Annotated in this window: 20 protein-coding genes and 2 pseudogenes; 15 read left to right on the top strand and 7 right to left on the bottom strand. The window is 65.9% G+C overall.

Features of this window, described 5'->3' with window-relative positions:
* The first annotated feature begins 114 nt into the window (after positions 1 to 114).
* The 9 genes from pilB to ACFZCE_RS01680 all read left to right on the top strand — a co-directional run bounded on the left by pilB (position 115) and on the right by ACFZCE_RS01680 (position 10,087).
* Positions 115 to 1,812, top strand: a complete 1,698-nt coding sequence (gene pilB / locus ACFZCE_RS01640; protein ID WP_390935460.1) for a type IV-A pilus assembly ATPase PilB — start codon at positions 115 to 117, stop codon at positions 1,810 to 1,812.
* Positions 1,813 to 1,815: 3 nt separating this feature from the next.
* Entirely contained in the window at positions 1,816 to 3,033 is a 1,218-nt protein-coding gene (locus ACFZCE_RS01645; protein WP_390935462.1) for a type II secretion system F family protein, read from the top strand.
* A gap of 3 nt (positions 3,034 to 3,036) precedes the next feature.
* On the top strand, positions 3,037 to 3,909 hold the full coding sequence (locus ACFZCE_RS01650) for a prepilin peptidase (protein ID WP_390935463.1): 873 nt from the start codon (positions 3,037 to 3,039) through the stop codon (positions 3,907 to 3,909).
* Positions 3,906 to 4,529: a dephospho-CoA kinase gene (gene coaE, locus ACFZCE_RS01655; protein ID WP_390935465.1), complete on the top strand. Its 624-nt coding sequence runs from the start codon at positions 3,906 to 3,908 to the stop codon at positions 4,527 to 4,529. The genes ACFZCE_RS01650 and coaE overlap by 4 nt, the downstream gene beginning before the upstream one ends.
* Positions 4,526 to 4,726 (top strand): DNA gyrase inhibitor YacG, encoded by a 201-nt coding sequence (yacG, locus tag ACFZCE_RS01660; protein WP_390935467.1) that lies wholly within the window; start codon positions 4,526 to 4,528, stop codon positions 4,724 to 4,726. Before coaE ends, yacG begins: the two co-directional genes overlap by 4 nt.
* A gap of 68 nt (positions 4,727 to 4,794) precedes the next feature.
* Positions 4,795 to 5,424 carry a DUF1780 domain-containing protein gene (locus ACFZCE_RS01665; protein WP_390935468.1) on the top strand — a complete coding sequence of 210 codons (630 nt, stop codon included), beginning with the start codon at positions 4,795 to 4,797 and terminating at the stop codon, positions 5,422 to 5,424.
* A gap of 496 nt (positions 5,425 to 5,920) precedes the next feature.
* On the top strand, positions 5,921 to 7,219 hold the full coding sequence (locus ACFZCE_RS01670; protein WP_390935470.1) for an FAD-dependent oxidoreductase: 1,299 nt from the start codon (positions 5,921 to 5,923) through the stop codon (positions 7,217 to 7,219).
* Positions 7,220 to 7,399: 180 nt separating this feature from the next.
* Positions 7,400 to 8,929, top strand: coding sequence for a histidine ammonia-lyase (hutH, locus tag ACFZCE_RS01675; protein WP_390935472.1), 1,530 nt, complete (start codon positions 7,400 to 7,402; stop codon positions 8,927 to 8,929).
* A gap of 138 nt (positions 8,930 to 9,067) precedes the next feature.
* On the top strand, positions 9,068 to 10,087 hold the full coding sequence (locus ACFZCE_RS01680; protein ID WP_390935474.1) for a branched-chain amino acid aminotransferase: 1,020 nt from the start codon (positions 9,068 to 9,070) through the stop codon (positions 10,085 to 10,087).
* A 67-nt stretch (positions 10,088 to 10,154) separates the two neighbouring features.
* Here the strand turns inward: ACFZCE_RS01680 and ACFZCE_RS01685 are convergent, their stop codons facing one another.
* Positions 10,155 to 11,342 carry an aromatic amino acid transaminase gene (locus ACFZCE_RS01685; protein WP_390935475.1) on the bottom strand — a complete coding sequence of 396 codons (1,188 nt, stop codon included), beginning with the start codon at positions 11,340 to 11,342 and terminating at the stop codon, positions 10,155 to 10,157.
* Positions 11,343 to 11,522: 180 nt separating this feature from the next.
* Between ACFZCE_RS01685 and ACFZCE_RS01690 the strand changes: the two genes are divergently transcribed.
* From ACFZCE_RS01690 to ACFZCE_RS01715, 6 genes and pseudogenes are all read left to right on the top strand, one after another.
* Positions 11,523 to 12,332, top strand: a complete 810-nt coding sequence (locus tag ACFZCE_RS01690) for an NAD-dependent epimerase/dehydratase family protein (protein WP_390935477.1) — start codon at positions 11,523 to 11,525, stop codon at positions 12,330 to 12,332.
* A gap of 153 nt (positions 12,333 to 12,485) precedes the next feature.
* Entirely contained in the window at positions 12,486 to 13,928 is a 1,443-nt protein-coding gene (locus ACFZCE_RS01695) for a SulP family inorganic anion transporter (protein ID WP_390935479.1), read from the top strand.
* A 102-nt stretch (positions 13,929 to 14,030) separates the two neighbouring features.
* A pseudogene (locus tag ACFZCE_RS01700) lies at positions 14,031 to 14,369 on the top strand (YkgJ family cysteine cluster protein); the annotation flags it as partial.
* A gap of 404 nt (positions 14,370 to 14,773) precedes the next feature.
* Positions 14,774 to 15,092 (top strand): annotated as a pseudogene (locus tag ACFZCE_RS01705) (type III effector HrpK); the annotation flags it as partial.
* Positions 15,093 to 17,133: 2,041 nt separating this feature from the next.
* Positions 17,134 to 18,051, top strand: coding sequence for an AEC family transporter (locus ACFZCE_RS01710; RefSeq protein ID WP_390935480.1), 918 nt, complete (start codon positions 17,134 to 17,136; stop codon positions 18,049 to 18,051).
* 118 nt (positions 18,052 to 18,169) lie between these two features.
* The gene (locus tag ACFZCE_RS01715) at positions 18,170 to 19,105 is read left to right on the top strand and encodes a choline ABC transporter substrate-binding protein (RefSeq protein WP_390935482.1); all 936 of its coding nucleotides are present in this window, start codon (positions 18,170 to 18,172) and stop codon (positions 19,103 to 19,105) included.
* Positions 19,106 to 19,108: 3 nt separating this feature from the next.
* On the opposite strand, the gene hutG is transcribed toward ACFZCE_RS01715, so the two are convergent.
* Genes hutG through ACFZCE_RS01745 form a run of 6 tightly spaced genes read right to left on the bottom strand, consistent with a single transcriptional unit; the run spans position 19,109 to position 24,961 of the window.
* Positions 19,109 to 19,912, bottom strand: coding sequence for an N-formylglutamate deformylase (hutG, locus tag ACFZCE_RS01720; RefSeq protein WP_390935484.1), 804 nt, complete (start codon positions 19,910 to 19,912; stop codon positions 19,109 to 19,111).
* Positions 19,913 to 21,127, bottom strand: coding sequence for an imidazolonepropionase (hutI, locus tag ACFZCE_RS01725; RefSeq protein WP_390935486.1), 1,215 nt, complete (start codon positions 21,125 to 21,127; stop codon positions 19,913 to 19,915).
* A 9-nt stretch (positions 21,128 to 21,136) separates the two neighbouring features.
* On the bottom strand, positions 21,137 to 22,660 hold the full coding sequence (hutH, locus tag ACFZCE_RS01730) for a histidine ammonia-lyase (protein WP_390935487.1): 1,524 nt from the start codon (positions 22,658 to 22,660) through the stop codon (positions 21,137 to 21,139).
* A 17-nt stretch (positions 22,661 to 22,677) separates the two neighbouring features.
* The gene (locus ACFZCE_RS01735; protein WP_390935488.1) at positions 22,678 to 23,469 is read right to left on the bottom strand and encodes an ATP-binding cassette domain-containing protein; all 792 of its coding nucleotides are present in this window, start codon (positions 23,467 to 23,469) and stop codon (positions 22,678 to 22,680) included.
* Between the two features lie 16 nt (positions 23,470 to 23,485).
* Positions 23,486 to 24,223: an ABC transporter permease subunit gene (locus ACFZCE_RS01740; RefSeq protein ID WP_390935490.1), complete on the bottom strand. Its 738-nt coding sequence runs from the start codon at positions 24,221 to 24,223 to the stop codon at positions 23,486 to 23,488.
* Between the two features lie 15 nt (positions 24,224 to 24,238).
* Entirely contained in the window at positions 24,239 to 24,961 is a 723-nt protein-coding gene (locus tag ACFZCE_RS01745) for an ABC transporter permease subunit (protein ID WP_390935492.1), read from the bottom strand.
* Positions 24,962 to 24,984: the final 23 nt, after the last annotated feature.

Genomic DNA, 24,984 nt, shown 5'->3' on the forward strand with positions numbered 1-24,984 from the left:
ACCTGTCACAACCGCGCCTCCTCTGACAAAATTTGTCACCTCACCGGCCCAAGTTGGCACCCCCGCCCGACTACGCTATAACACTCGCCACATGCAGTGCTTCGGAATGCCCAGATGAACGACATCGCCCTTACCGGCCTGGCCAGGCAACTGGTCGTATCCCAGCTTCTTACCGAAAAGGCGGCCCAGCAGGCCTACCAGCAGGCCCAGCGCGGCCGCCTGTCGCTCGTTCATTACCTGGTGCAGAACAAGGTGATCGGCGGTCGGGTGCTGGCGGAGGTCGCCTCGGACCAGTTTGGCGTGGCGCTGTTCGACCTCAGCGCGCTGGACCGCGAAGCCCAGCCCAAGGCGGCCGTGAGTGAAAAACTGATTCGCCAGCATCGGGCGCTGCCTTTGTGGAAGCGCGGCAACAAACTGTTCGTCGGCCTGGCGGACCCGACCAACCATCAGGCGATCACCGACATTCAATTCAGCACCGGGCTGACCGCCGAGGCCATTCTGGTCGAAGACGACAAGCTCACCGATGCCATTGAGCGCTACTTCGATAACAGCGCCACCGGCCTGGAGGAGTTGGCCGATGTGGACCTTGACGGGGTCGATGTCGATAGCGCCGGCAATGATCGGGACGAGCCCATCACTCAGGACGCCGATGATGCGCCAGTGGTGCGTTTCGTCAACAAGATGCTGCTCGATGCGATTCGCGGCGGTTCTTCGGACCTGCACTTCGAGCCCTATGAAAAAGCTTACCGGGTGCGTTTTCGCACCGACGGCATGCTCCGCGAAATCGCCCGCCCGCCGATCAACCTGGCGGCGCGCATCGCCGCGCGCTTGAAGGTCATGGCCAGCCTGGATATTTCCGAGCGGCGCAAACCGCAAGACGGGCGCATTAAAATGCGCATTTCCAAGAGCAAGGCCATCGACTTCCGGGTGAACACCCTGCCCACCCTGTGGGGCGAGAAAATCGTGATGCGGATTCTCGACCCGTCCAGCGCGCAGATGGGCATCGACGCCTTGGGTTACGAGGCCAACCAGAAAGAACTGTACCTGCAGGCGCTGAAACAGCCGCAGGGGATGATCTTGGTCACCGGGCCGACCGGTTCGGGTAAAACCGTTTCGCTGTACACCGGTTTGAACATCCTCAACACCGTCGACATCAACATCTCCACCGCCGAAGACCCGGTGGAGATCAACATGGAAGGCATCAACCAGGTCAACGTGAACCCACGCCAGGGCCTGGATTTCGCCTCGGCGCTGCGCTCGTTCCTGCGGCAAGACCCAGACGTGATCATGGTCGGTGAGATCCGTGACCTGGAAACAGCTGAAATCGCCATCAAGGCCGCGCAAACCGGCCACTTGGTGCTGTCAACCCTGCACACCAACAGCGCCGCGGAAACCCTGACCCGCCTGCAGAACATGGGGGTGGCGAGCTTTAACATTGCTACCTCGGTGAACCTGATCATCGCCCAGCGGCTGGCGCGCAAGCTGTGCCCGCAGTGCAAAAAGGAGTCGGAAATCCCCCGCGAGGCCCTGCTGGCCGAAGGCTTTCCGGCAGACAAGGTCGGCACCTTCACGGTGTACGAGCCGGTGGGCTGTGAGGTGTGCAACGGTGGTTACAAAGGCCGCCAGGGCATCTACGAGGTGGTGCGGATCACGCCGGCCCTGCAGCGCCTGATCATGGAAAACGGCAACTCGATCGACATCTCCGCGCAAATGCGCAAGGAAGGCTTCAACGACCTGCGGATGTCTGGGTTGGCAAAGGTCATGCAAGGGGTTACCAGCCTCGAAGAAGTCAACCGCGTGACCAAGGATTAACACATGGCTGCAAAGGCAGTAAAAATGACCACGTTCGCCTGGGAAGGCCTGGACCGTAAAGGGGCCAAGGTCACCGGTGAAATGAGCAGCCAGAGCCTGGCCCTCGTTCGCGCGCAGTTGCGTAAGCAGGGTATTAACCCGGGCAAGATCAAGAAAAAAAGTACACCCATGTTTGGTGGCGGGAAGAAGATCAAGCCGCTCGACATTGCGTTCTTCACCCGCCAGATGGCAACGATGATGCGTTCCGGGGTACCGCTGCTTCAGGCTTTCGACATCATTGCCGAGGGCGTGGATAACAAAAACATGAGTAAACTGGTACTCGACCTAAAAAACGAAGTTGCCTCTGGGAACACCCTAGCGCACGCGCTTCGGCAGTACCCAAAGTACTTTGATGACTTGTACTGCAACCTGGTAGATGCCGGTGAACAAGCCGGCGCACTGGAGACTTTGCTGGACCGGGTGGCGACCTATAAAGAAAAGACTGAAGCACTCAAGGCCAAGATTAAAAAGGCCATGACTTACCCCATCGCTGTATTGGTGGTCGCTGTAGTTGTTTCAGGTATCTTGCTGATCAAGGTAGTACCTCAGTTCCAAGTCGTGTTCCAAGGCTTCGGTGCTCAACTCCCGGCCTTCACGCAAATGGTCATCAACCTGTCAGAGATCGTCCAGAGCTACTGGTATATGGTCATCGGTGGCTTCATCGCAGTGGGTGTTGCCTTCGTACAAGCAAACAAGCGCAGTGAAAAATTCCGCGACTTCATGGACCGCCTTTACCTGAAAATCCCCATCATTGGCGGCATTCTTTACAAATCCGCGGTAGCCCGTTACGCCCGCACACTCTCGACCACCTTCGCAGCCGGCGTACCTCTGGTCGAGGCCTTGGACTCAGTGTCAGGCGCCACCGGCAACGTGGTCTTCCGCCGCGCCGTCAACCAGGTCAAACAAGAAGTCTCCACCGGTATCCCCCTCAACGTGTCCATGCGCGGCGCCGCAATCTTCCCTTCCATGGCCATCCAGATGACCGCCATCGGCGAAGAATCCGGTGCCCTGGACGACATGCTAGACAAAGTCGCCGGCTACTACGAAGAAGAGGTCGACAACGCCGTCGGCAGCCTGACCACCCTTATGGAGCCGATGATCATGGCCGTACTCGGCGTGCTGGTCGGCGGCTTGGTGATCGCCATGTACCTCCCCATCTTCCAACTCGGTTCCGTCGTCTAACCCATGCCCGCCATCGACTTCCTGGCCAGCGCCCCGCTGGCCACCGCCCTGTGCGCCTTGATCCTGGGCCTGCTCGTGGGCAGCTTCCTCAACGTGGTGATCCACCGCCTGCCGATCATGCTTGCCCGCCAGTGGCAGGCCCAATCCCGGGAATACCTGCAGCTCCCGCAGGAACCTGAGCAACCGCGCTACAACCTGGCCGTGCCCGCCTCCACCTGCCCGCATTGCAGCCACCGCATCCGCGCCTACGAGAACATCCCGGTCATCAGCTACCTGTTTCTGGCTGGCCGCTGTTCGGGCTGCAAGGCGCGCATCAGCCCGCGCTACCCGCTGGTGGAGCTGGCCTGTGGCCTGCTCAGTGGTTTCGTGGCTTGGCATTTCGGGTTTACTTGGCAGGCCGGGGCGTTCCTGCTGCTTACCTGGGGGCTGATCGCCCTGACGCTGATCGACGCCGACACCCAACTGCTGCCCGACGTGATCGTGCTGCCGTTGCTGTGGCTGGGGCTGATCGCCAATGCCTTCGGCCTGTTCACCGCCCTGCCCGATGCGCTGTGGGGCGCGGTGTTTGGTTATGGCGCGTTGTGGCTGGTGTTCTGGCTGTTCCGCCTGGTCACCGGCAAGGAAGGCATGGGCTTTGGCGACTTCAAGCTGCTGGCGGCCATCGGCGCCTGGGGCGGCTGGCAGGTGCTGCCGCTGACGGTGCTGTTGTCGTCGGTGGTGGGCGCGGTGTTGGGGGTGATCATCCTGCGGCTGCGCCGCGCCGAGGCGGGCACCGCGCTACCGTTCGGCCCTTACTTGGCCGTTGCGGGCTGGATTGCGTTGCTCTGGGGTGATGAAATAACCACCCTGTACCTGCAATTCGCTGGGTTTCGATGAACCACACACACACCACACCCTGGGTGCTGGGCCTTACCGGCGGCATCGGCAGCGGCAAAACCGCGGCGGCCGAGCGCTTTGCCGCGCTGGGCGTGCACGTGGTCGACGCCGACCAGGCGGCGCGCTGGGTGGTCGAGCCGGGCCAACCGGCGCTGGCGCAATTGGCCGAGCACTTTGGCCCGGGCATCCTCACCGCCGAGGGCCGGCTTGACCGCGCCGCGCTGCGCGCGCGGATCTTCGCCAACGCCGAGGAGCGGCGCTGGGTCGAGGCGCTGCTGCACCCGCTGATCGGCCAGGCGATCGAACAGAGCCTGGCCAGCGCCACCTCGCCCTACGCCATTTATGCCGCGCCGTTGCTGGTGGAAACCGGCCAACGCCGCGGCGCCCGGCGGGTGTTGCTGATCGACGTGCCGGAGGCGCTGCAACTGGCGCGCACCCAGCAGCGCGACGGCGCCAGCGAGGCGCAGGTGCGGGCGATCCTGGCGGCGCAGGCCAGCCGCGAACAGCGCCTGGCGGTGGCCGACGACGTGATCGTCAACGATCGAGACCTCGCCTGGCTGCAGCATGAAGTCGACCGCCTGCACGCCTTTTATTTGTCTTTACCTGGAGGCCCTGCATGAGCCCTACCGTTGTCAATTGCCCCACCTGCGGCGCCCCGGTCGAATGGGCCGCCAGCGCGCCGAGCCGGCCGTTCTGTTCCGAGCGCTGCAAACTGATCGACCTGGGCGCCTGGGCGGCCGAAGAACACAAGATCCCGGTGGCCCCAGACGCCGAGGATGAGCTGTTTTCCGAAGAGTTGAACCCAACCCGGCAATAACGCCGCTATGCTTGTGGGGTACCTGAGCCTGGCCACCGGCCCCACACGCAAACCGCGGAACCCCTCCGATGGACGATGCCGACTTTCTACGCCTGCTCACCAGCCAGGCCGAGCAAGCCAACGCGTTCCTGTCCAATGCTCGCAAGTGGGAGCGTGAGCGCTGGGTCTGCCAGCGCCTGCTGCAGGGGCTGAACATCGCCTACCGCAGCGACGAGTTCATGCCCGCCGGGCAAGAGCCGCCGGATGTACTGTTCCGTGACGGGCGCTTCGAGGTGTTCTTTGTGCTCGACGAAGGCCGCCGCCTCAACGATGAGTGGCGCGCCGAGCTGCAACGCCGGCGCAGTGCGTTCTCCCTCAGCCAACTGGTGCGCCGCCAGGCCCGGCCCAAGCGCATCCGCGCCTCGATGCTGCTGCAGCGGCTGGGGCCGACCTTGCGCAAAAAGGCCGCCAACTACGTGGAGCGCGGGCTGGATTTGTCTGAGCTGGACATCATCGCGTTCGTTAGCCTGAAGCGTGAAACCCTCAACCTCAACAGCCATTTCCCGCCGCCCACCGAGTACCTGCGCCAGGGCTGGCGCTCGCTCACGCTGGTGGGGCCAACCTTTGTACGGGTGCTGTACGCGCACCCGGATGCGCCGGATTTTCTCCGGGCCAACCTGGGGCGCAGCATTATTTTCGATGTGGGGATCAGTTTGTAGGGCTCGGTTTGAGGGCCCTTCGCCCGGCACAGCCGGCCTCCCACGGGTTCTGTGTTACCCCGTAAATCAAGAACTTACATAAATCTCGTGGGAGGCCGGCTGTGCCGGGCGAAGGGCCAGCCAGCTCATGCACTCAGTAAAACCACCTGAACACATCAGGGCTTTTCACCCTAGACTCGGCGCCCTAATCGCTTGAGTGGCCGCCCATGGCCGCAGCAGCGCTACCCGCAAAAAAAGCCCACAAAGCCCCCCACTGCACATTGATACCCATCAATGAACCCTGTAGCTTTTCCGCCATCCAACCCTTCACTTTGCTGCCGGCCACTGTCCATGCTTTGGGTCACTTCCACTTCCAGCGCCCCGGGTCGAGCCCCTGCTCCCCGCGCGTTGCCGTGGCCGGCGGTTACCTCGCTTCCCTCACCCACGCTGCGCTGGAGCTGCCTTGCGCTCGCGCCGTGGTGCCGGTACCGCTTTCCTAACCTTATGAGACATCTCCATGACACACCGTATCGTGATCGTTGGCGGCGGCGCCGGCGGCCTGGAACTGGCGACCCGCCTGGGCAAAACCCTGGGTAAAAAGGGCAAGGCGCAAGTCACCCTGGTCGACGCCAACCTGACCCACATCTGGAAGCCCCTGCTGCACGAGGTGGCCGCCGGCTCGCTCAACGCCCATGCCGATGAGCTGAACTACGTGGCCCAGGCCAAGTGGAACCACTTCGAGTTCCAGCTCGGGCGCATGGCCGGGCTGGACCGCGAAGCCAAGACCATCACCCTGGAAGCGACCCTCGACGACAGCGGCGCCGAGCTGGTGCCCGAGCGCAGCCTGGGCTACGACAGCCTGGTGATCGCCGTGGGCAGCACCACCAACGACTTCGGCACCCAGGGCGCGGCGGAGCACTGCCTGTTTCTCGACACCCGCAAGCAGGCCGAGCGCTTTCACCAGCAGTTGCTCAATGCCTACCTGCGCGCCCACGCCAACCTCGACGCCCACGAGCAGGAAATCACCGTGGCCATCGTCGGCGCCGGCGCTACCGGCGTAGAGCTAGCCGCCGAGCTGCACAATGCCGCCCACGAGCTGGCCGCCTACGGGCTGGGCCGGATCAAACCGGAGAACCTGCGCATCACCGTGATCGAGGCCGGCCCACGGGTGCTGCCGGCGCTGCCGGAGCGCATCGGCACGCCGGTGCACAAAACCCTCGAGAAGCTGGGGGTGAAGGTGATGGTCGGCGCGGCGGTGAGCCAAGTCACCGCCGAGCACCTGCAAACCGCCGACGGCACGCTGATCCCCGCAGCGATGAAGGTGTGGGCGGCGGGCATCCGCGCGCCGTCGTTCCTCAAGGACCTCGCCGGGCTGGAAACCAACCGTATCAACCAGTTGGTGGTGCGCCCTACCCTGCAAACCACCTGTGACGACAGCATTTTCGCCTTCGGTGACTGCGCCGCCTGCCCGCAGCCGGGCACCGACCGCAACGTGCCGCCACGGGCCCAGGCCGCGCACCAGCAGGCCTCGTTGCTGGCGAAAAGCCTGAAGGCGCGCATCGAAGGCGGCGCGTTGGGTGAGTACCGCTACCAGGACTACGGCTCGCTGGTGTCGCTGTCGCGCTTCTCGGCGGTGGGCAACCTGATGGGCAACCTCACCGGCAGTGTGATGCTCGAGGGCTGGCTGGCGCGGATGTTCTACGTGTCGCTGTACCGCATGCACCAGATGGCCCTCTACGGCCTGTGGCGCACCGCGCTGTCGATGCTCGGCAGCCGGTTGGGCCGCGGCACCGAGCCACGGCTGAAGCTACACTGAGGGAGCGGGAAGCGGTAAGCGGTAAGCGGGAAGCCACAAGCCACAAGCCACACGCTGCAAGGCAGAAGCCCCAAGCTGCAAGCGCCAAGTCCCCCCACTTGAAACTTGCAGCTTACCTCTTGCCACTCTTGTATATACAGGCTTATATAAGCGCATTGCAGATCCCCAGGAAGCCTTCTCATGCCCGCCACCGCACTGATCATCCACCCCGGCCACTTCACCCTCGCCGACCTGCGCCAGGTTTACCAGCAACAGGTACCGTTCAGCCTCGCCGAAGAGGCCCGCGCGGTGGTGGAGCAAGCCGCCGATACCGTGACCCGGATCATCGCCAGCAAGCGCACGGTGTATGGCATCAACACCGGCTTCGGGCTGCTGGCGCGCACCTCGATCCCGGAAGAATCCCTGGCCAAGCTGCAGCGCAACCTGTTGCTGTCGCATTGCACTGGCACGGGCCCGTTGCTCGATGACGCCACCGTTGGCCTGACCCTCGCGCTGAAGGTCGCCTCGCTGGCGCGGGGTTTCTCCGGGGTGCGTTGGGCGGTGATCGAGGCGCTCGCGGCGCTCTACAACCACGGGGTGTTCCCGTGCATCCCCTCCCAGGGCTCGGTGGGCGCCAGCGGTGACCTGGCGCCGCTGGCGCACATGGCCGCGGTGCTGATCGGCGTCGGCCGGGTGCGCCATCAGGGCCGCGAGATGGACGCCAGCGAGGGCCTGGCGCTGGCCGGCCTGCAACCCTTGGAACTGGGCCCCAAGGAGGGCCTGGCGCTGATCAACGGCACCCAGGTGTCGACCGCCCTGGCGCTGCGTGGGCTGTTCGCCACCGAGAAGCTGTTCAGCGCCGCGGTGGTGGCCGGCAGCCTCACGGTCGAAGCCCTGAAGGGCTCGGACGTGCCGTTCGACGCGCGCATCCAGGCCGTGCGCGGCCAGCCGGGGCAGATCAGCGTGGCGGCGCTGTACCGCGAGCTGCTGGCTGGCAGCGCGATCCGTGAATCGCACCGCGACTGCCCACGGGTGCAAGACCCTTACTCCCTGCGCTGCCAGCCCCAGGTCATGGGCGCCTGCCTCGACCACCTGCGCTTCGCCGCCGGGGTGTTCCTGCGCGAGGCCAACGCGGTGTCTGACAACCCGCTGGTATTTAGCGCCGAGGGCGATGTGCTCTCGGGCGGCAACTTCCACGCCGAACCGGTGGCCATGGCCGCCGACGTGCTGGCCCTGGCGATCGCCGAGATCGGCGCGTTGTCCGAGCGGCGCATCGCCCAGTTGGTCGACCCGGCCCTCTCCGGCCTGCCGGCGTTTTTGGTCAGGGAAGGCGGGCTGAACTCCGGCTTCATGATCGCCCAAGTGACCAGCGCGGCCCTGGCCTCGGAGAACAAGACCCTGGCCCACCCGGCCTCGATCGACAGCCTGCCGACCTCCGCCAACCAGGAAGACCACGTGTCGATGGCGACCTTCGCCGCCCGCCGCCTGCTCGACATGGCCGCCAACAGCAGCGCGGTGGTGGCCATCGAGCTGCTCGGCGCCGCCCAGGGGGTCGACCTGCACGCGCCACTGCAAACCTCGCCGAGCCTGCTCGAAGTGATGGCCCTGGTGCGCAGCGAGGTGGCCCATTACGACGAAGACCGCTACTTCGCCCCCGACATCGCCGCCGCCCGCGCCTGGGTCGAGGGCGGTGCATTTGCCCGCTGGCTGCCGGCCGAACGCCTGTACTGAGCCCCACCTGGATGAAATTCCCGCGCCAGCGATCATCTGGCGCGGGAAAGCCTCGGACAAATCCGCAGAAATCATTATTATCCCTACTGGAGTTCAGGCGGCGCAGCCACCAGCCGCCATCAGCCATTCGAGGGTGTCATGGGCAACGAAAGCATCAACTGGGACAAACTGGGTTTCGACTACATCAAGACCGACCTGCGCTACCTGGCCTACTGGCGTGACGGCGCCTGGCAAGAAGGCCAACTGACCGAAGACAACGTGCTGCACATCAGCGAGGGCTCGACCGCCCTGCACTATGGCCAGCAATGCTTCGAAGGCCTGAAGGCCTACCGCGCCAAGGATGGGTCGATCAACCTGTTCCGCCCCGACCAGAATGCCCTGCGCATGCAGCGCAGCTGCACCCGCGTGCTGATGCCGCAAGTGCCCACCGAGATGTTCATCGAAGCCTGCCGCCAGGTGGTCAAGGCCAACGAGCGCTTCATCCCGCCGTACGGCACCGGCGGCGCGCTGTACCTGCGCCCGTTCGTGATCGGCGTAGGCGACAACATCGGCGTGCGCACCGCGCCGGAGTTCATCTTCTCGGTGTTCTGCATCCCGGTCGGCCCTTACTACAAGGGTGGCCTGAAGCCGCACAACTTCTCGATCTCCGGCTTCGACCGCGCCGCCCCCCATGGCACCGGCGCGGCCAAGGTCGGTGGCAACTACGCCGCCAGCCTGCTGCCGGGCGCCGAAGCGAAAAAAGCGCACTTCGCCGACTGCATCTACCTCGACCCGGCCACCCACAGCAAGATCGAGGAAGTGGGCTCGGCGAACTTCTTCGGCATTACCGCCAACAATGAGTTCGTGACCCCGAAATCGTCCTCGGTGCTGCCGGGCATCACCCGCCTGTCGCTGATGGAACTGGCGCAAAGCCGCCTGGGCCTGACCGTGGTTGAAGGTGACGTGCACATCGACCAGCTCGACCGCTTCGTCGAAGCCGGCGCCTGCGGCACCGCCGCGGTGATCGGGCCGATCGGTGGCATCGAGTACAACGGCAAGCTGCACGTGTTCCACAGCGAAACCGAAGTCGGCCCGGTGACCCAGAAGCTCTACAAAGAGCTGACCGGCATCCAGTTCGGCGAGATCGAAGGCCCGGCGGGCTGGGTGATCAAGGCTTGATCGCTGGCCGCTGAAACCACAAAGGCGCCCGAGGGCGCCTTTGTTGTGTGTGCGGGGCCCTGAAGCCTTACCCCACCATCACATCGGCGAACGCCTCGATCACATGCCCGAGGTTGCCCTCGTTCAAGCCGGCGATGCAGATCCGCCCGGTTTCCACCGCGTACACCCCATGCTTGGCCTTGAGCACGCGCACCTGGTCGGCGCTCAGGCCGGTGTAGGCGAACATGCCCTGCTGGTGGGCGAGGAAGTCGAAATCACGCTCCGGCAGGCGGGCCTTCAGGCCTTCGACCAGCGCGGCGCGCATGGCGGTGATGCGCTGGCGCATTTCGGCCAGTTCACCCTGCCATTGCACATTCAGGCGGGCATCGCCCAGCACCTTGGCCACCAGCGAGGCGCCGAACATCGGCGGGCTGGAGTAGTTGCGCCGCACGTGCAGCTTCATCTGGCCGAACACGCGCTCGACCTGGCCCTTGGCCACGTGCAGGCTCAGCGCGCCGACGCGCTCGCCGTACAGCGAGAAGGTTTTCGAGAACGAGCTCGACACCAAAAACTCCATGCCGCGGCGGGCGCATTCGCGGATCAGCCAGGCGTCATCGTCCAGGCCGTCGCCAAAGCCTTGGTAGGCGATGTCGAGGAAGGCCACGGCCTTGCGCGCCTGCAGCGCGTCGAGCAGCGGCAGCCACTGCTCGCGCGTGGGCTGCACGCCGGTGGGGTTGTGGCAGCACGGGTGCAGCAGCACGATGGCGCCCAGCGGCAGGCGCTGGAACTCGGCCAGGGCGCCGTCGAAGTCGAAGCGCTTGGTTTCAGGGTGGAAGTACGGGTAGCGGTGCAGTTCGAAGCCCGCGCCGCCGAAGATGCCCAGGTGGTTGTCCCAGGTAGGGTCCGAGACCCACACCGCGGCGTTCGGCCAGGCGGTTTTCAGCAGGTCGGCGCCGACCTTCAGCGCGCCCGAGCCGCCCACGGTCTGGATCACCGCCACGCCATGCTCGGCGTCCACCGAATCGGCGAACAGCAAGTCAGCCACCACCTTGCGGTAGGCGCCAGAGCCTTCCATCGGCAGGTAGCTGCGTGGGGTGTGCTGGGCCACCAGCACGTCTTCGGCTTCGCGCACCGACGGCAGCAACGGGATCGCGCCCGCGGCGTCGTAATAGATGCCCACGCCCAGGTTGACCTTGGTCACGCGGGCATCGTCGGCGAACTCCCCCATAAGCCCAAGGATCGGGTCACCGGCGTACAGGGGCAAATGTTCGAACATACACACCTCTTGTTTGCAATAAACGGCGGCCACCCGCCAGAACCTGCTGATTACCCCATAGCCCTCCGGCAGCGTCAAGGCGCCAGGGGCGTAGCGATTGACAGTGGCCGGGCCGGGCGGCGATAGTTCTCGGCAGGTCGTACGACAACTATCCCAAGAACAACCTGCGAGCCTCCCATCATGCAGAACCCGATTTTTCAACGCCTGCTGCTCACCGGTGCCGCCGGCGGCCTGGGCAAAGTGCTACGCCACAGCCTCAAGCCCTTCGCCGAAACCCTGCGCCTGTCGGACATCTCCGCCATCGAGCCGGCCGCTGCCGCGGGTGAAGAAGTGCAGCTGTGCGACCTCGCCGACAAACACGCCGTCGATGCGCTGGTGGCCGGAGTGGACGCCATCGTGCACTTTGGCGGGGTGTCGACCGAGCACGCCTTCGAGACCATCGTCGGGCCGAACATCTGCGGCGTGTACCACATCTACGAAGCGGCGCGCCGGCATGGGGTGAAGCGGGTGATCTTCGCCAGCTCCAACCATGTGATCGGCTTCCATAAACAAACCGAAACGATCGACGCCAGCAGCCCGCGCCGGCCCGACAGCTACTACGGCCTGTCGAAGTCCTTCGGCGAAGACGTGGCCACGTTCTACTTCGACCGCTACGGCATCGAAACCCTGAGCATCCGCATTGGCTCGTCGTTCCCCGAGCCGCAGAACCCGCGGATGATGCACACCTGGCTGAGTTACGACGACCTCACCCAGTTGATCGAGCGCGGGTTGTTCACCGAGAACATCGGCCACACCGTTGTGTACGGCGCGTCGGCCAATGCCCACACCTGGTGGGACAACCGCTACGCCAGCCACCTCAACTACCAGCCCAAAGACAGCTCCGAGCGCTTTCGCGAGCAGGTTGAACAACTGCCCAAGCCCGCCGCAGACGACCCGGCGATGGTTTACCAGGGCGGCGCGTTCGTCGCTCAGGGGCCGTTCGAGGGCTAGCCAGCAGGCTAACGTTTTCATATCATTGCGGCACTTCAGGCACGCCACGTGCCGTATTTACCCCTTACTCAAGCTGCCCTGCGCGGCGCGCCGGTACTCCCGGCGCGCAACGCGGGGTGTTTGTGTTGGGCGAGGGGCCGAGTAAGGAATGGCATGAACACCACTGCACTGCGCAACAACCTGCTGGCCGGGCTCACCTCTTCGTTCGCCTTGGTTCCCGAATGCATCGCCTTCGCCCTGGTCGCCCAGCTCAACCCGCTGATGGGCCTGTACGGGGCGTTCATCATCTGCACGATCACCGCGCTGTTCGGCGGCCGCCCGGGGATGATCTCCGGCGCCGCCGGCTCGATGGCGGTGGTGATCGTCGCGCTGGTGGTGCAGCACGGGGTGGACTACCTGCTGGCCACCACCCTGCTCAGCGGGGTGATCATGCTGGCGTTCGGCGCGCTGCGCCTGGGCAAGCTGGTACGCATGGTGCCGCACCCGGTGATGCTCGGCTTCGTCAACGGCCTGGCGATCATCATTGCCCTGGCCCAGCTGGAGCACTTCAAAAGCGGCGGCCAGTGGCTCGCGGGGCAGCCGCTGGCGATCATGCTCGGCCTGGTGGCGCTGACCATGCTGGTGGTCTGGGGCCTGCCCAAGCTCACCCGCGCGGTGCCGCCGGCGCTGGTGGCGATCGTTGGCGTGGGCTTGCTCACCCAGTTGCTGCAGTTGCCGACCAAAACCCTCGGCGACATGGCCCACATCGCTGGCGGGCTGCCGAGCTTTCACCTGCCGGTGGTGCCGTGGAACCTCGACACCCTGCGCATCATTTTGCCCTACGCGGTGCTGATGGCCCTGGTCGGGCTGCTGGAAACCCTGCTCACCTTCAACCTGACCGACGACATCACCGAAACCCGTGGCCAGCCCAACCGCGAATGCATGGCCCTGGGCGCGGCGAACATGGCCAGTGGGCTGTTCGGCGCCATGGGCGGCTGCGCGATGATCGGGCAAACGGTGATCAACCTCAGCTCCGGCGGGCGCAGCCGGGTGTCGGGCATCACCAGCGGGGTGATGATCCTGCTGTTCATTCTGTTTTTGTCGCCGTTGATCGAGCGCATTCCGCTGGCGGCGCTGGTGGGGGTGATGTTCGTGGTCGCCCAGCAAACCTTCGCCTGGGGGTCGCTGCGGGTGCTGGGCAAGGTGCCGCGCAACGATGCGCTGGTGATCGTCGCGGTCACCGTGATCACCGTGTTCACCGACCTGGCCACCGCGGTGCTGTGCGGGATCGTCATCGCCGCGCTGAACTTCGCCTGGCAGCATGCCCGCGACATCCATGCCGAAAGCCATGACGACGCCAGCGGCGCGCGCCGCTACACCCCGCGCGGCACGCTGTTCTTTGCCTCGGCCACGCAGTTCCAGGCGTTGTTCGACCCCGCCGGGGACCCACCGCGGGTGGTGATCGACTGCGCCCACCTGCGGGTCGCCGACCACTCGGCGATCGCCGCCCTGGAGGCGCTGCTGGAGCGCTACGCCAAGGCCGGCAAGGCGTTGCAACTGGAACACCTCAGCCCACGCTGCCGCGACCTGCTGCACAAGGCCGGGGTTGCCGTGTAGGGCTTATCGCAAAATATTCCAGCGCGCCCCCCTTCCCAAGCCAAGGCGTTTGCATAAGATAGCCGGACGAACAACAACCCCTCATCCGGCTGCTCTGCCACCATGCCCGACGCTAACCCATGCCTCACCTGCGGCGCCTGCTGCGGGTTCTTTCGTGTGTCTTTCTATTGGGGTGAATGCGCCTCGGCCGGCGGCGTGGTGCCCGACGAGCTGACCACGCAGGTCAGCCCAACCCTGGCCGCAATGTGCGGCACTGAAAGCAAACCGGCGCGCTGCACCGCCCTGCTCGGCGAAATCGGCCAGCAGGTGAGCTGCTCGATCTACGCCCAGCGCTCCAGCACCTGCCGCGAGTTCGAAGCCGCCTGGTACGAAGGCGTGCCCAACGATCGCTGCAACGACGCCCGCGCCTTCCACGGCTTGCCGCCGTTGTTCCCCGATCAGCCCGTGCTGATCGCCAGCGATGCCCCGGCCGCCGCCGTGCTGCTCGACACCCTCCCCGGCCCGGCAGCGGCGGTGTTGGCCGCATTGGCCGAGCCTGACCCGTTCGAGCCGCCGCAACAGCCCAACTGAAGGTGTTGCACGCGTAACCACTTCGTCACTAAGTTGTTACGAGTTGTGTCTGACAATCCGACCTCCATTATTGGGCCCGCACCTTCGCGGGCCGGCCCCCTTTCGCCCTAGCCGGGCATTCAGGCGCCGAAGGGGCTTTGAGGAGGACTGCCATGCAGGTCAAGCCGGTCGACAGCTCATCGAGCGCCACCGATAACCCACGTTGGACCAAAGCCGTCGAAAAGGCGGTAGACAACCAGGGTGGCAACAACGGGTTCGGCCCGGATCAAAAGCGCCCGGAAGGGGATTTTCGCAGCGCGCAGCAGATCATCGACGACAGCCCCATCCTGAAGAACCTTGGCAACCAGAGCGGCGTAAAAGACATGCTCAAGGACCGCGTGGGCGACTTCGAAACCGACCCGGACGCGGCCTACCGCGCCACCAAGGTGCTTGACCACATCGAGCTGCTGGATGAAAACGGCGACAAGATCGAGGTGAGCAGCGCCGAGCGCAACGACCCGGGCAACGGCGTGGTCGACGGCTTTACCAAGGGCGGCGACGCCAAGCACGGCACCGAGGCCGGGCGCCTGCAGGATTTCGGCAAGTATGGCTATGGCAACCTCAAGGGCCTCGACGGCAACAGCGCCGACGACCAGATCAAGGACCTCAACGCCAAGGCCACCGAGCAAGCGGTGAAAGACGCCGGCGGCGATGCGTCGAAGGTCGGCGAGGACTACTTCAAGACTGGCGAAAGCGATGCCAGTGGCGCCGACAAGGCGGCGGCGATCGTCAAGCTGTCCGAAGGCCTGGCCAACTACAAGGCCGGCGCCGACGCCTTCGCCCACCAGGGCCCGGATGCCGCCAAAGAGTGGAGCGGCGACGGCCCGTCGCCGGGTGAAGAGCGCCAGCAGTTCATCGATGACGTGCAAAGCCGCATCGACAAGCTCAGCCAGGACCCCGACGTGCAGCAGTTCCTCAACGACAAGGGCACCGCCGCGCTGCAGAAGATGGTCGCCGACGACCCAGCCCTCAAAGCCGAACTGGAGCGCCGGCTGGACGCCTCGTCGCTGGAAAACGCCTTTGCCGCCAGGGACGACAAGGGCAACCCGGTGAGCACCACCGGGGCCCTGAGCAATTTCATCCAGTACCCGGACTTCTACGCCCAGGCCCTGGGCAAAACCCCAGACCTCAAGGGCGCGCTGGCCAACGCCCCGCAAGAGATCCAGGACAAGGTCAAGGCCGAGTACGAACACATCACCTCCGGCGACGAAATCAAGGACCTGACCGCCAGCGGCACCCCGGCCGACAAGGCCGTGATCCAGTCGGCGGTGAACAAGGCGGTGTACGACGCGGTGCTCGACGACAAGACCGTGGCCGCTGGCACCGACGCCTTCGATGACGCCACCGCCAAGCTGGGCCGCGATGACCTGCTCAAAGGCCAGAGCATCGATGACCTCTACCGTGGCCTGGGCGTGAGTGGCGCCGATGACCCGCGGCTCAAGCAGGTGATCGACGACAACATCGCCGCCTTCACCAAGCCCGGTGAAGCGCCGCCGAAAACCGACGACATCATCAGCGCCATCCGCAACGTTGAAGACGCCATCCGTGGCGGCGCCAAGTTCGACGACGCGATCAAGAAGGTCGAGAAGGAATGGGGCGGCAAGTTGCCGTCGGGGGTCAGCGACGCCTACAAGGCGGGGGTGATGCATGGCGTTTCCGGGGTGTTGCTGGCCGGCGCCATCGGCACCCGCCTGGCCACCGGCCAGGGCGGCAGCACCGCGCAGACCACGGGGCAGATCTTCCAGGCCGCCGGTTTGCTCACCGAGGGTGGCGCCAAGTTCGTGCAAGACCAATACAGCCGCGCCGGCTTTGACGCGCCGAAGTACGTGAAAGACGTAGAAAACGTCGGCAAGAGCCTCGGCGGCGTACTGGGCAACGTGATGGGCCTGGTCACCGGTGCGATCTCCGCCAAGGATGCCGCCGCCAACGGCGACAAGGTGGGGGCTGGCTTCCAGGGCACCTTCGCCGGGCTGAACGGCATTGCCGCCATCGCCGGCGCGGTGGAGGTGGCCACCTACGTGGTGCCGCGCATCACCAGCGTGGCCGCTGGGGTGGCCGAAGCCGCCGGGGTGATTAGCGGCGCCGCGGGCGCCATCGCCGGCGCGGTGGGCGGCATCGCCGCGGTGGGTGGGCTGATCTACGCGATCATCGCCGACATCAAGGCCGACGATGCGCAGAAGAAACAGCGAGAGGACTGGTACTCGGGCCTCGAAGACCAGTTCGCCGGCTTCGGCGTGAACCCGCCCCCGCTGGACGTGATCACCGCGCCGGAGAACGGCTACGTGACCCAAGAGTACGACCCTGTGACGTACTGATCCGCCGGTAACGGCCCGTCGCCCGGCACAGCCGGCCTCCCACGGGTTATGTATTGCTCATTAAATCAATGGCTTACACAAATCTGGTGGGAGGCCGGCTGTGCCGGGCGATGGGCCCTGAAGCTCATGCACAAAATCAGCAGAGCTCACAGATTGATCCGCCCCATGAAGCCCTGAAATGGCTTAAGTGAACAGCATCACGGCACCGCCGGGCGAAGGGCCATCCACCCCCATCCTGGGTTAAGGTATGCCCCTGGCCACCCGACCGCGGACGCTACCCTGTGCTCAGCCTTATCCTCACCACCATCCTCCCCATCGCCCTGATCATCGCCTTCGGCCACGCCTGCCGGCGCAGTGGGCTGATCCACGAGGGCTTCTGGCCCGGCGCGGAGCGGCTCAGTTACTACGTGTTCCTGCCCTCGTTGTTCGCCTATGGGCTGGCCACCGCCGACATCAGCCAGGTGCCGGTCGCGGACCTGGCGCGGGTACTGATTGCCCCCACCCTGCTGATCGCCCTTGGCCTGGTGCTGGCGCGGCCTTGGGTAGGGGGGGAGAACGCCGCGTTCACCTCGGTGTTCCAGGGCGGCATCCGCTTCAACAACTACGTCGGCGTGACCGCCGCCACCTCGATGTTCGGCAGCGCCGGGCTGGCCCTGGCGGCGGTGGCCAACGCGGCCATCGTGCCAACGGTGAACGTGCTCTGCGTGCTCGCCTTCGCGCTGTTCAGCCACCGCCGCCCGAGCCTGCTCGGGGTGCTCCGGGGCATCGTGCTCAACCCGCTGGTGGTCGGCTGCGCGCTGGGCATCGCGCTGCACCTGAGTGGCCTGCACTTCCCGCCAGGCATCGGCCCGGTGGTGAAAAGCTTCGGCGAAGCCGCGCTGCCGCTGGGGCTGTTGTGCGTGGGCGCGGCACTGGACTTCAGCAGCCTGCGTAGCGCCGTGCGGCCGGTGCTGGTGGCCTCGCTGTGCAAGTTTCTGGCGCTGCCGCTGGCCACCCTCGGTGCCTGCCTGTGGTGGGGCGTGGGCGGCCAGGTGGCGGCGGTGGCGATGCTGTTCCAGGCGTTGCCCACGGCGTCTTCCTCCTACGTGATGGCCCGGCAAATGGGCGGTGACGCGCCGCTGATGGCGACCATCATTGCCGCGCAAACCCTGCTCGCCATCGTCGTGCTGCCGGTGGTGCTGGCCTGGGGCCTGGGCTAACCCCAGGGCAAGGTCGCCGCCATGCCATATTCGGTCGCCAGCGTGCGATTACGCCGGTGCAATCCTGCTAGCCTGACCCTCGCCTGCCATTCCTATAACGAAAAACCGAGGGCATCCGATGAACACGATCAAGAACACTGCGTGCGCGGCGCTGATGTTGGCCAGCAGTACGCTTTGGGCCGCCGAGCCCTCTTCCTGCAGCACCGTGCGCGTGGGGGCGGTCAACTGGACCGACGTGGTCGCCACCAGCGCCTTGTCGCAGGTGGTACTGGAGGGCCTGGGCTACCAGGTCAAGCAAACCACGGCGTCGCAGCAGATCATCCTGGGCAGCATGGCCGACAAAAAGCTCGACACCTTCCTCGGCTACTGGCAGCCGACCATGCAAAGCGTGGCCGCGCCGTACCTGGAGAAAAAACAGATCGAGGTGATCGAGCCGCCCGCACTGGGGGATGCGCAATCCACCTTCGCCGTGCCCAAGTACGTGTATGACGCCGGCCTGAAAACCTTCGACGACATCGCCAAGTTCAAAGACAAGCTCGGCGGCAAGATCTACGTGATCGAGCCGGGCAGCGGCGCCAACCGCATCACCGGCGAGATGATCAGCAAGAACCAGTTCGGCCTGCAGGGCTTCCAGTTGGTGGAGTCCAGCGAGGCCGGGATGCTCACCGCGGTGAAGCGCGCGGTGGGGCGCAAGGAGTGGGTGGTGTTCTTTGGCTGGAAGCCGCACCCGATGAACCTGCAGATCGACATGGCCTACCTCACCGGCAGCCAGGACGCCTTCGGCCCCAACGAGGGCGCGGCGACGGTGTCGGTGATGACCGCCGCCGGCTACGCCGAGCAGTGCGGCAACGTCGGCAAGCTGCTGCACAACCTGAAGTTCACCAGCGACCAGGTCAGCGCGGTGATGGCACCGATTCTCGACCGGGAAAAACCCGAAGCCGCCGCCAAGGCCTGGCTGAAGGCCAACCCGCAGGTACTCGACACCTGGCTGGCGGGTGTGACCACCCGCGACGGCAAGGACGGCATAGCAGCGGTGAAAGCCTCGCTGAAATAACCCTCAGCCGCCGTAACGCGCCGCGCCCCACGCCAGCAGGCCCTGCAGCAATTGCCGCAGCACCTGCTGGGTGGGCGCGGCGCGGTCTTCGCGGTAGGCGAACGGCGCGGCCTCGTTCATGTAGTTGCGCTGCGCCAGCTCCAACTGCACGGCGTGGATATCCTGCGCGGGGTCACCAAAATGGCGGGTGATGTGCCCACCCTTGAAGCGCCCGTTCAACACATGGCTGTAGCCACTGGCCTGGGCGGCGATGCCCTCGAGTTCGGCGGCCAGCTCTGGCGCGCAGCTCTGGTTGTTGAAGGTGCCGAGGTTGAGGTCTGGCAGGCTGCCGTCGAACAGGAACGGCACCTCGCCGCGAATCGAATGGGCATCCCAGAGCAGCGCATAGCCATGAATGGCTTTCAAGCGTGCCAGCTCGGCTGCCAGGGTTTGGTGGTACGGGCCCCAGATTTCATCCAGGTAACGCGCCCGCTCCTCGGCGCTCGGGGCCTGCCCGGGCTTGAACAACGGCGCGCCGTCGAACAGGGTTTGCGGGTACAGGCCGGTGGTGGCGCCGGCGTATAACGGGGTGTTGTCGGCCGGGCGGTTGATGTCGATCACGTAGCGTGAATACTGCGCGGCCAGCACGCTGGCGCCGAGTGCTTCGGCGAAGGCGTACAGTTGCGGGATGTGCCAGTCGGTGTCGGGCAAGCCCAGCGCCTCCGGCACCAGCCCCGCCTCTACGGCGGGGGTCAGGCGCAGGCCGGCATGGGGGATGCTGATCAGCAGCGGCACGCGGCCCTGGCTGAAGCTCAAGACGTTATCCATTTACAGGTACTCCTGTAGCGCTACGGTGTGGCCACGCCGCACCACGCGCTGGTTGAGGTCGCCACCGAGGTAATAGGCCAGGTCTGCCGGGCGTTCGATGCCCCAGGCAACGAAATCGGCAACCTTGCCCACTTCCAGCGAGCCATGGCTGGCCTGCAAGCCCAAGGCCTTGGCGGCGTGCAGGGTGGCGCCGGCCAAGGCTTCCTCCGGGGTCAACCGGAACAGGGTGCAGGCCATGTTCAGCATCAGCCGTAACGACAACGCCGGCGAGGTGCCGGGGTTGAGGTCGGTGGCGATCGCCATGGCCACGCCGTGCTGGCGCAGCAGGGCAATCGGTGGCAGTTGGGTTTCTCGCAAAAAATAGAACGCGCCGGGCAACAGCACCGCCACGGTGCCGGCCTGGCCCATGGCCTGGGCGTCGGCTTCAGTGATGAATTCCAGGTGGTCGGCCGACAGCGCCTGGTAGCGCGCCGCCAGGCTGGCACCGCCCAGGGCCGAAAGCTGCTCGGCGTGCAGTTTGAGCGGCAGGCCGAGGGCCTGGGCGCGCTGGAACACCCGCTCGGTTTGCGCCGGCGAGAACGCCAGGTACTCGCAAAAGGCATCGACGGCGTCGACCAGCCCCTCGGCGGCCAGCGCGGGCAGCATCACCTCGCACACTTCGTCGATGTAGGCGTCGCTGCGCCCGGCGAACTCCGGCGGCAGCGCGTGGGCCGCCAGGCAGGTGGCGCGCACGTCCACCGGCAGGGTTTCGCCCAACTGGCGGATCACCCGCAGCAGCTTGCGTTCGTTGGCCAGGTCCAGGCCGTAACCGGATTTGATCTCCACCGTGGTCACGCCGTCGCGCAGCAGGTTGAGCAAACGCTGCCGGGCGCTGGCGTACAACTGCTGCTCGGTGGCGGCGCGGGTGGCGCGCACGGTGCTGGCGATACCGCCGCCCGCGGCGGCGATCTCGGCGTAGCTCACGCCCTGCAGGCGCTGCTCGAACTCACCGCTGCGGTTGCCGCCGAACACCGTGTGGGTGTGGCAGTCGATCAGCCCGGGGGTGACCCAGGCGCCATTCAGATCGACCACCGCCGCGCCCTGCGCCGGCGCCGCGCTACGCGGGCCGAGCCATTCGATCACGCCGTTGGCGGTGAGCAGGGCGGCGTCTTCGATCACGCCGTACTGCCCGCCGGCCATGGTTGCCAGGTGGCAGTGTTGCCAAAGTGTTTTCATCGGGGTTCCTTAACCCAGGCCGGGAAAGCGCTGCGCCAGCAGGCTGGGGTCTTTGAGCAGGGCCGCGCTGGTGGCGATGTCGGGCGCCAGCCAGCGGTCCTGGTCGTACGGCGCGATGTGCTCGCGCAGCAGCCGCCAGGCCTCGCCGGTGCCGGCGCCAAAGCCGTGCTGTTGGAGGAATTCGAACGCCTGGGCCGCCAGCAGGTACTCGATGGCGAGGATCTGCGTGCAGTTCTCCAGGGCCCGGTGCAGCTTGAGCGAGGCGTTGGTGCCCATGCTCAGGTGGTCTTCCTGCAGGCCCGAGGTGACGTAGTTGTCGACCACCGCCGGCTGCGCCAACTGGCGGTTTTCCGCGCACAGCGCGGCGGCCACGTACTGCACGATCATCATCCCGGAGTTCACCCCCGGCTGGCTCACCAGGAACGCCGGCAGGCCGCTGACCAGCGGGTTGATCAAGCGGTCGAGGCGGCGCTCGGAGATGGCGCCGATCTCGGCCATGGTGATGGTCAACAGGTCGGCCGCCATCGCCACCGACTGCCCGTGGGGGTTGGCCTGGCTCATCACCCGGAACTGCTCCGGGGTGCCCAGCAGCAGCGGGTTGTCGGTGGCGGAGTTCAGCTCGGTTTCGACCTGCCGCGCCACGTGGGCGAACTGATCGCGCGAGGCGCCGTGCACCTGCGGGATCGAGCGGATGCTCAGGGCATCCTGGGTGCGGATGCCGCGGTGGCTGGCGACCACCTCGCTGCCCGCCAGCAGCGCACGCAGGTTGCGCGCCACCACCTGCATGCCTGGGTGCGGCTTGAGCGAGATGATCGCCTCGTCGTAGGCGTCGATCTGCCCGCGCAGGGCCTCGAAGCTCATCGCGCCGATCACATCCGCCCAGCCCAGCAGGCGCCAGGCGTCATCCAGCGCCAGGCAACTGAGGCCGGTCATGCAGGGGGTGCCGTTGACCAGGCAGAGGCCGTCCTTGGCACCCAGTTGCACCGGCGCCAGGCCTTGTTCGGCCAGGGCCTGGGCCGCCGGCACGATGCGCCCACGGTAGCTCACCGGGCCGATGCCGAGCAGCGCCACGCCGATGTGCGCCATGTGCGTGAGGTAGCCCACCGAACCCTGGGAGGGCACCTGCGGGGTGATGCCGTGGTTGAGAAACGCCAGCAGCGCCTCGACCACCTGGCGGTGGATGCCGGATTTACCATGGCTGTAGTTGATCACCGCCGCGCACATGATCGCCCGGGTTTGCTCGTCGGTCAGCGGCTTGCCCACCCCGCAGGCATGGCTGAGCAAGGTGTTGGTAGACAACTGGCTGAGCTGCTGGGCCTGCAACGACACGTTGCACAACGCCCCCAGCCCGGTGTTCACGCCATAGGCGCGCTCGCCGCTGGCGACGATCCGCTGCACGATCGCCTGGGCGTTGTCGATGCGCGCCCAGACCGCATCCGACACCAACAAGCGGGCGCCCCGGCGGGCCACCGCGACCACGTCTTGCCACGCCAGGGTGGCGTCGGCGAGCACTACGTTTTCAGCCAGTAACATGACCTTCCCCTTGCCCATCACTCAGCATTGCGTTGTTGGTGGCTGCCGACGAACTGCCGGAAGCGCTCGGTCGGCAGCCCCTCGAAGAGTTCCGCCGGGCTGCCTTCGCAGTCGATTTGCCCGGCCTGCATGAACACCACGCGGTTCGACACATGGCGGGCAAAGCCCATCTCATGGGTGACCACCAGCATGGTGCGGCCCTCCTCGGCCAGCGAGCGCATCACCCGCAGCACCTCGCCCACCAGTTCAGGGTCGAGCGCCGAAGTGGGCTCGTCGAACAGCATCACCTGCGGGTTCATCGCCAGCGCCCGGGCGATCGCCACCCGTTGCTGCTGGCCGCCGGAGAGGTGCGCCGGGTAGTAGTCGCGGCGCTCGTACAGGCCGACCTTGTGCAGCAGGCGGTCGGCTTCTTCCACGCACTCGGCGCGCGAGCGCTTGAGCACCCGCAGCGGGCCTTCGATCACGTTCTGCAGCACGGTCATGTGCGACCACAGGTTGAAGCTCTGAAACACCATGCCCAACTGGCTGCGCATGCTTTGCACCTGGCGGCTGTTGCCGGCCACCAGGCGGCCGTCGCGGTGGCGCTTGAGGGTGATGGTTTCACCGCCCAGGGCGATGCTGCCCTCGTCGGGGGTTTCCAGCAGGTTGATGCAGCGCAGGAAGGTGCTCTTGCCCGAGCCGCTGGCGCCGAGGATGGAAATCACATCGCCCTTGTGCGCCTCGAGAGAGATCCCCTTGAGCACTTGGGTGCTGCCAAAGGCCTTGTGGATGTTGCTGACCGCCAGGGCGGCCTGGGTCGGGTTGTTCATGCAGGGCTCCACGGCATCAGGGTTGGGAAGGCGCGCCGGCCACCGGCTTGGCCGGTTCGGTGCTGGGGCGCTCGCGCAGGTGCGGGGTGAGGCGATGCTCCAGCCAGCCCACCGCGCGCACCACCAGGTAATTGAGCACCAGGTAGATCAGCGCCGCGCAAATGAACACCTCCATGGTCCGGTAGGTGCGCTGGATGATCTGCTGGGCCACGCCGGTGACGTCCCACACGGTGACCAGGCTGGCCAGCGCGGTGGACTTCACCAGTAGCACCGCTTCGGTGGAATACGCCGGCAGCGCCTGGCGCAGGGTGACCGGGGCGATCACCCGCCAAAGCAAAGTGAAGCGGCCCATGCCAATCGCCTGGCCGGCCTCGATCTGCCCGTAGGGCACGCTTTGCAGGCCGCCACGGATAATCTCCGCGGTGTAGCCGGCGGTGCACAGCGCCAGCGACACTACCGCGCAGCCATAGGGCGACTTGAGCACCACCCACAGCACGCTGTCGCGCACCCAGGGGAACTGCCCGAGGCCGTAGTAGATGAGGAACATCTGGATCAACAACGGCGTGCCGCGAAACAGCATGATGTAAAAACGCGCCGGGTAGCTGAGCAGCGGCCAGCGGCTGACGCGCAGCGCGACGATGCCCAGCGACAGGAGCAGGCCCAGGGTGAGCGAGGCGAAAAACAGCCCCAATGTGGTGGGCAAGGCCGCCAGCAGTTTGAGCAGGGTATCGCTGAGAAAGGCGAAATCGATCATCACGGTGGCCTCGGCTCAGGATTGCGCGGGGTGGCGGCGCTGGCTGCGCTGCACACGGTTTTCGGCGAGCACGAACAACCGCCCGCTGAGGCCGGTCAGCGCCAGGTAGCACAGCCCGCCAACGATATAAAAGGTGAAGTACTGGCGGGTGGAGCCGGCCGCCACCTGGCTGGCGCGCATCAGCTCGACCAGGCCGATCACCGAGATCAGCGCCGAATCCTTCAGGCTCATCTGCCACACGTTGCCCAGCCCCGGCAGGGCGAAGCGCCAGATCTGCGGCAGCAGCACCCGGCGGATGCGCTGGGCGCGGCTCATGCCGATGGCCAGCGCTGCCTCCAGCTCGCCCTTGGCCACCGCGGTGAAGGCGCCGCGGTACACCTCGGCCTGGTACGAGCCGGAAATCAGCCCCACGGCGATGGCCCCGACCAGGAACGGCGGCACGTCTACATAGCCTTCGCCGCCAAACCAGTGGTGCACCGCCGAGACCACGCTGGCGCCGCCGAAATAGAACAGGTAGATCACCAGCAATTCGGGGATGCCCCGAAACAGCACTGAGTAGGCGCCCCCCAGCCAGCGCCAGGCGCGCTGGCGCGACAGCTTGGCGGCGGCGATCAGGCCGCCGATCAGCGCGCCGATCAGCAGCGCCGCAAGGGTCAGCAGCAGGGTCATCGCGGCGGCCTTGAGCAAGGCCATGCCCCAGCCGCCTTCACCGAAACTGAGCATCTGCATCAGGGTCATCAGGGTGTCCTCGTGGGCGGGGC

Origin of the sequence: Pseudomonas sp. NPDC007930, assembly GCF_042958985.1 — a bacterium.
Lineage (GTDB): Bacteria > Pseudomonadota > Gammaproteobacteria > Pseudomonadales > Pseudomonadaceae > Aquipseudomonas.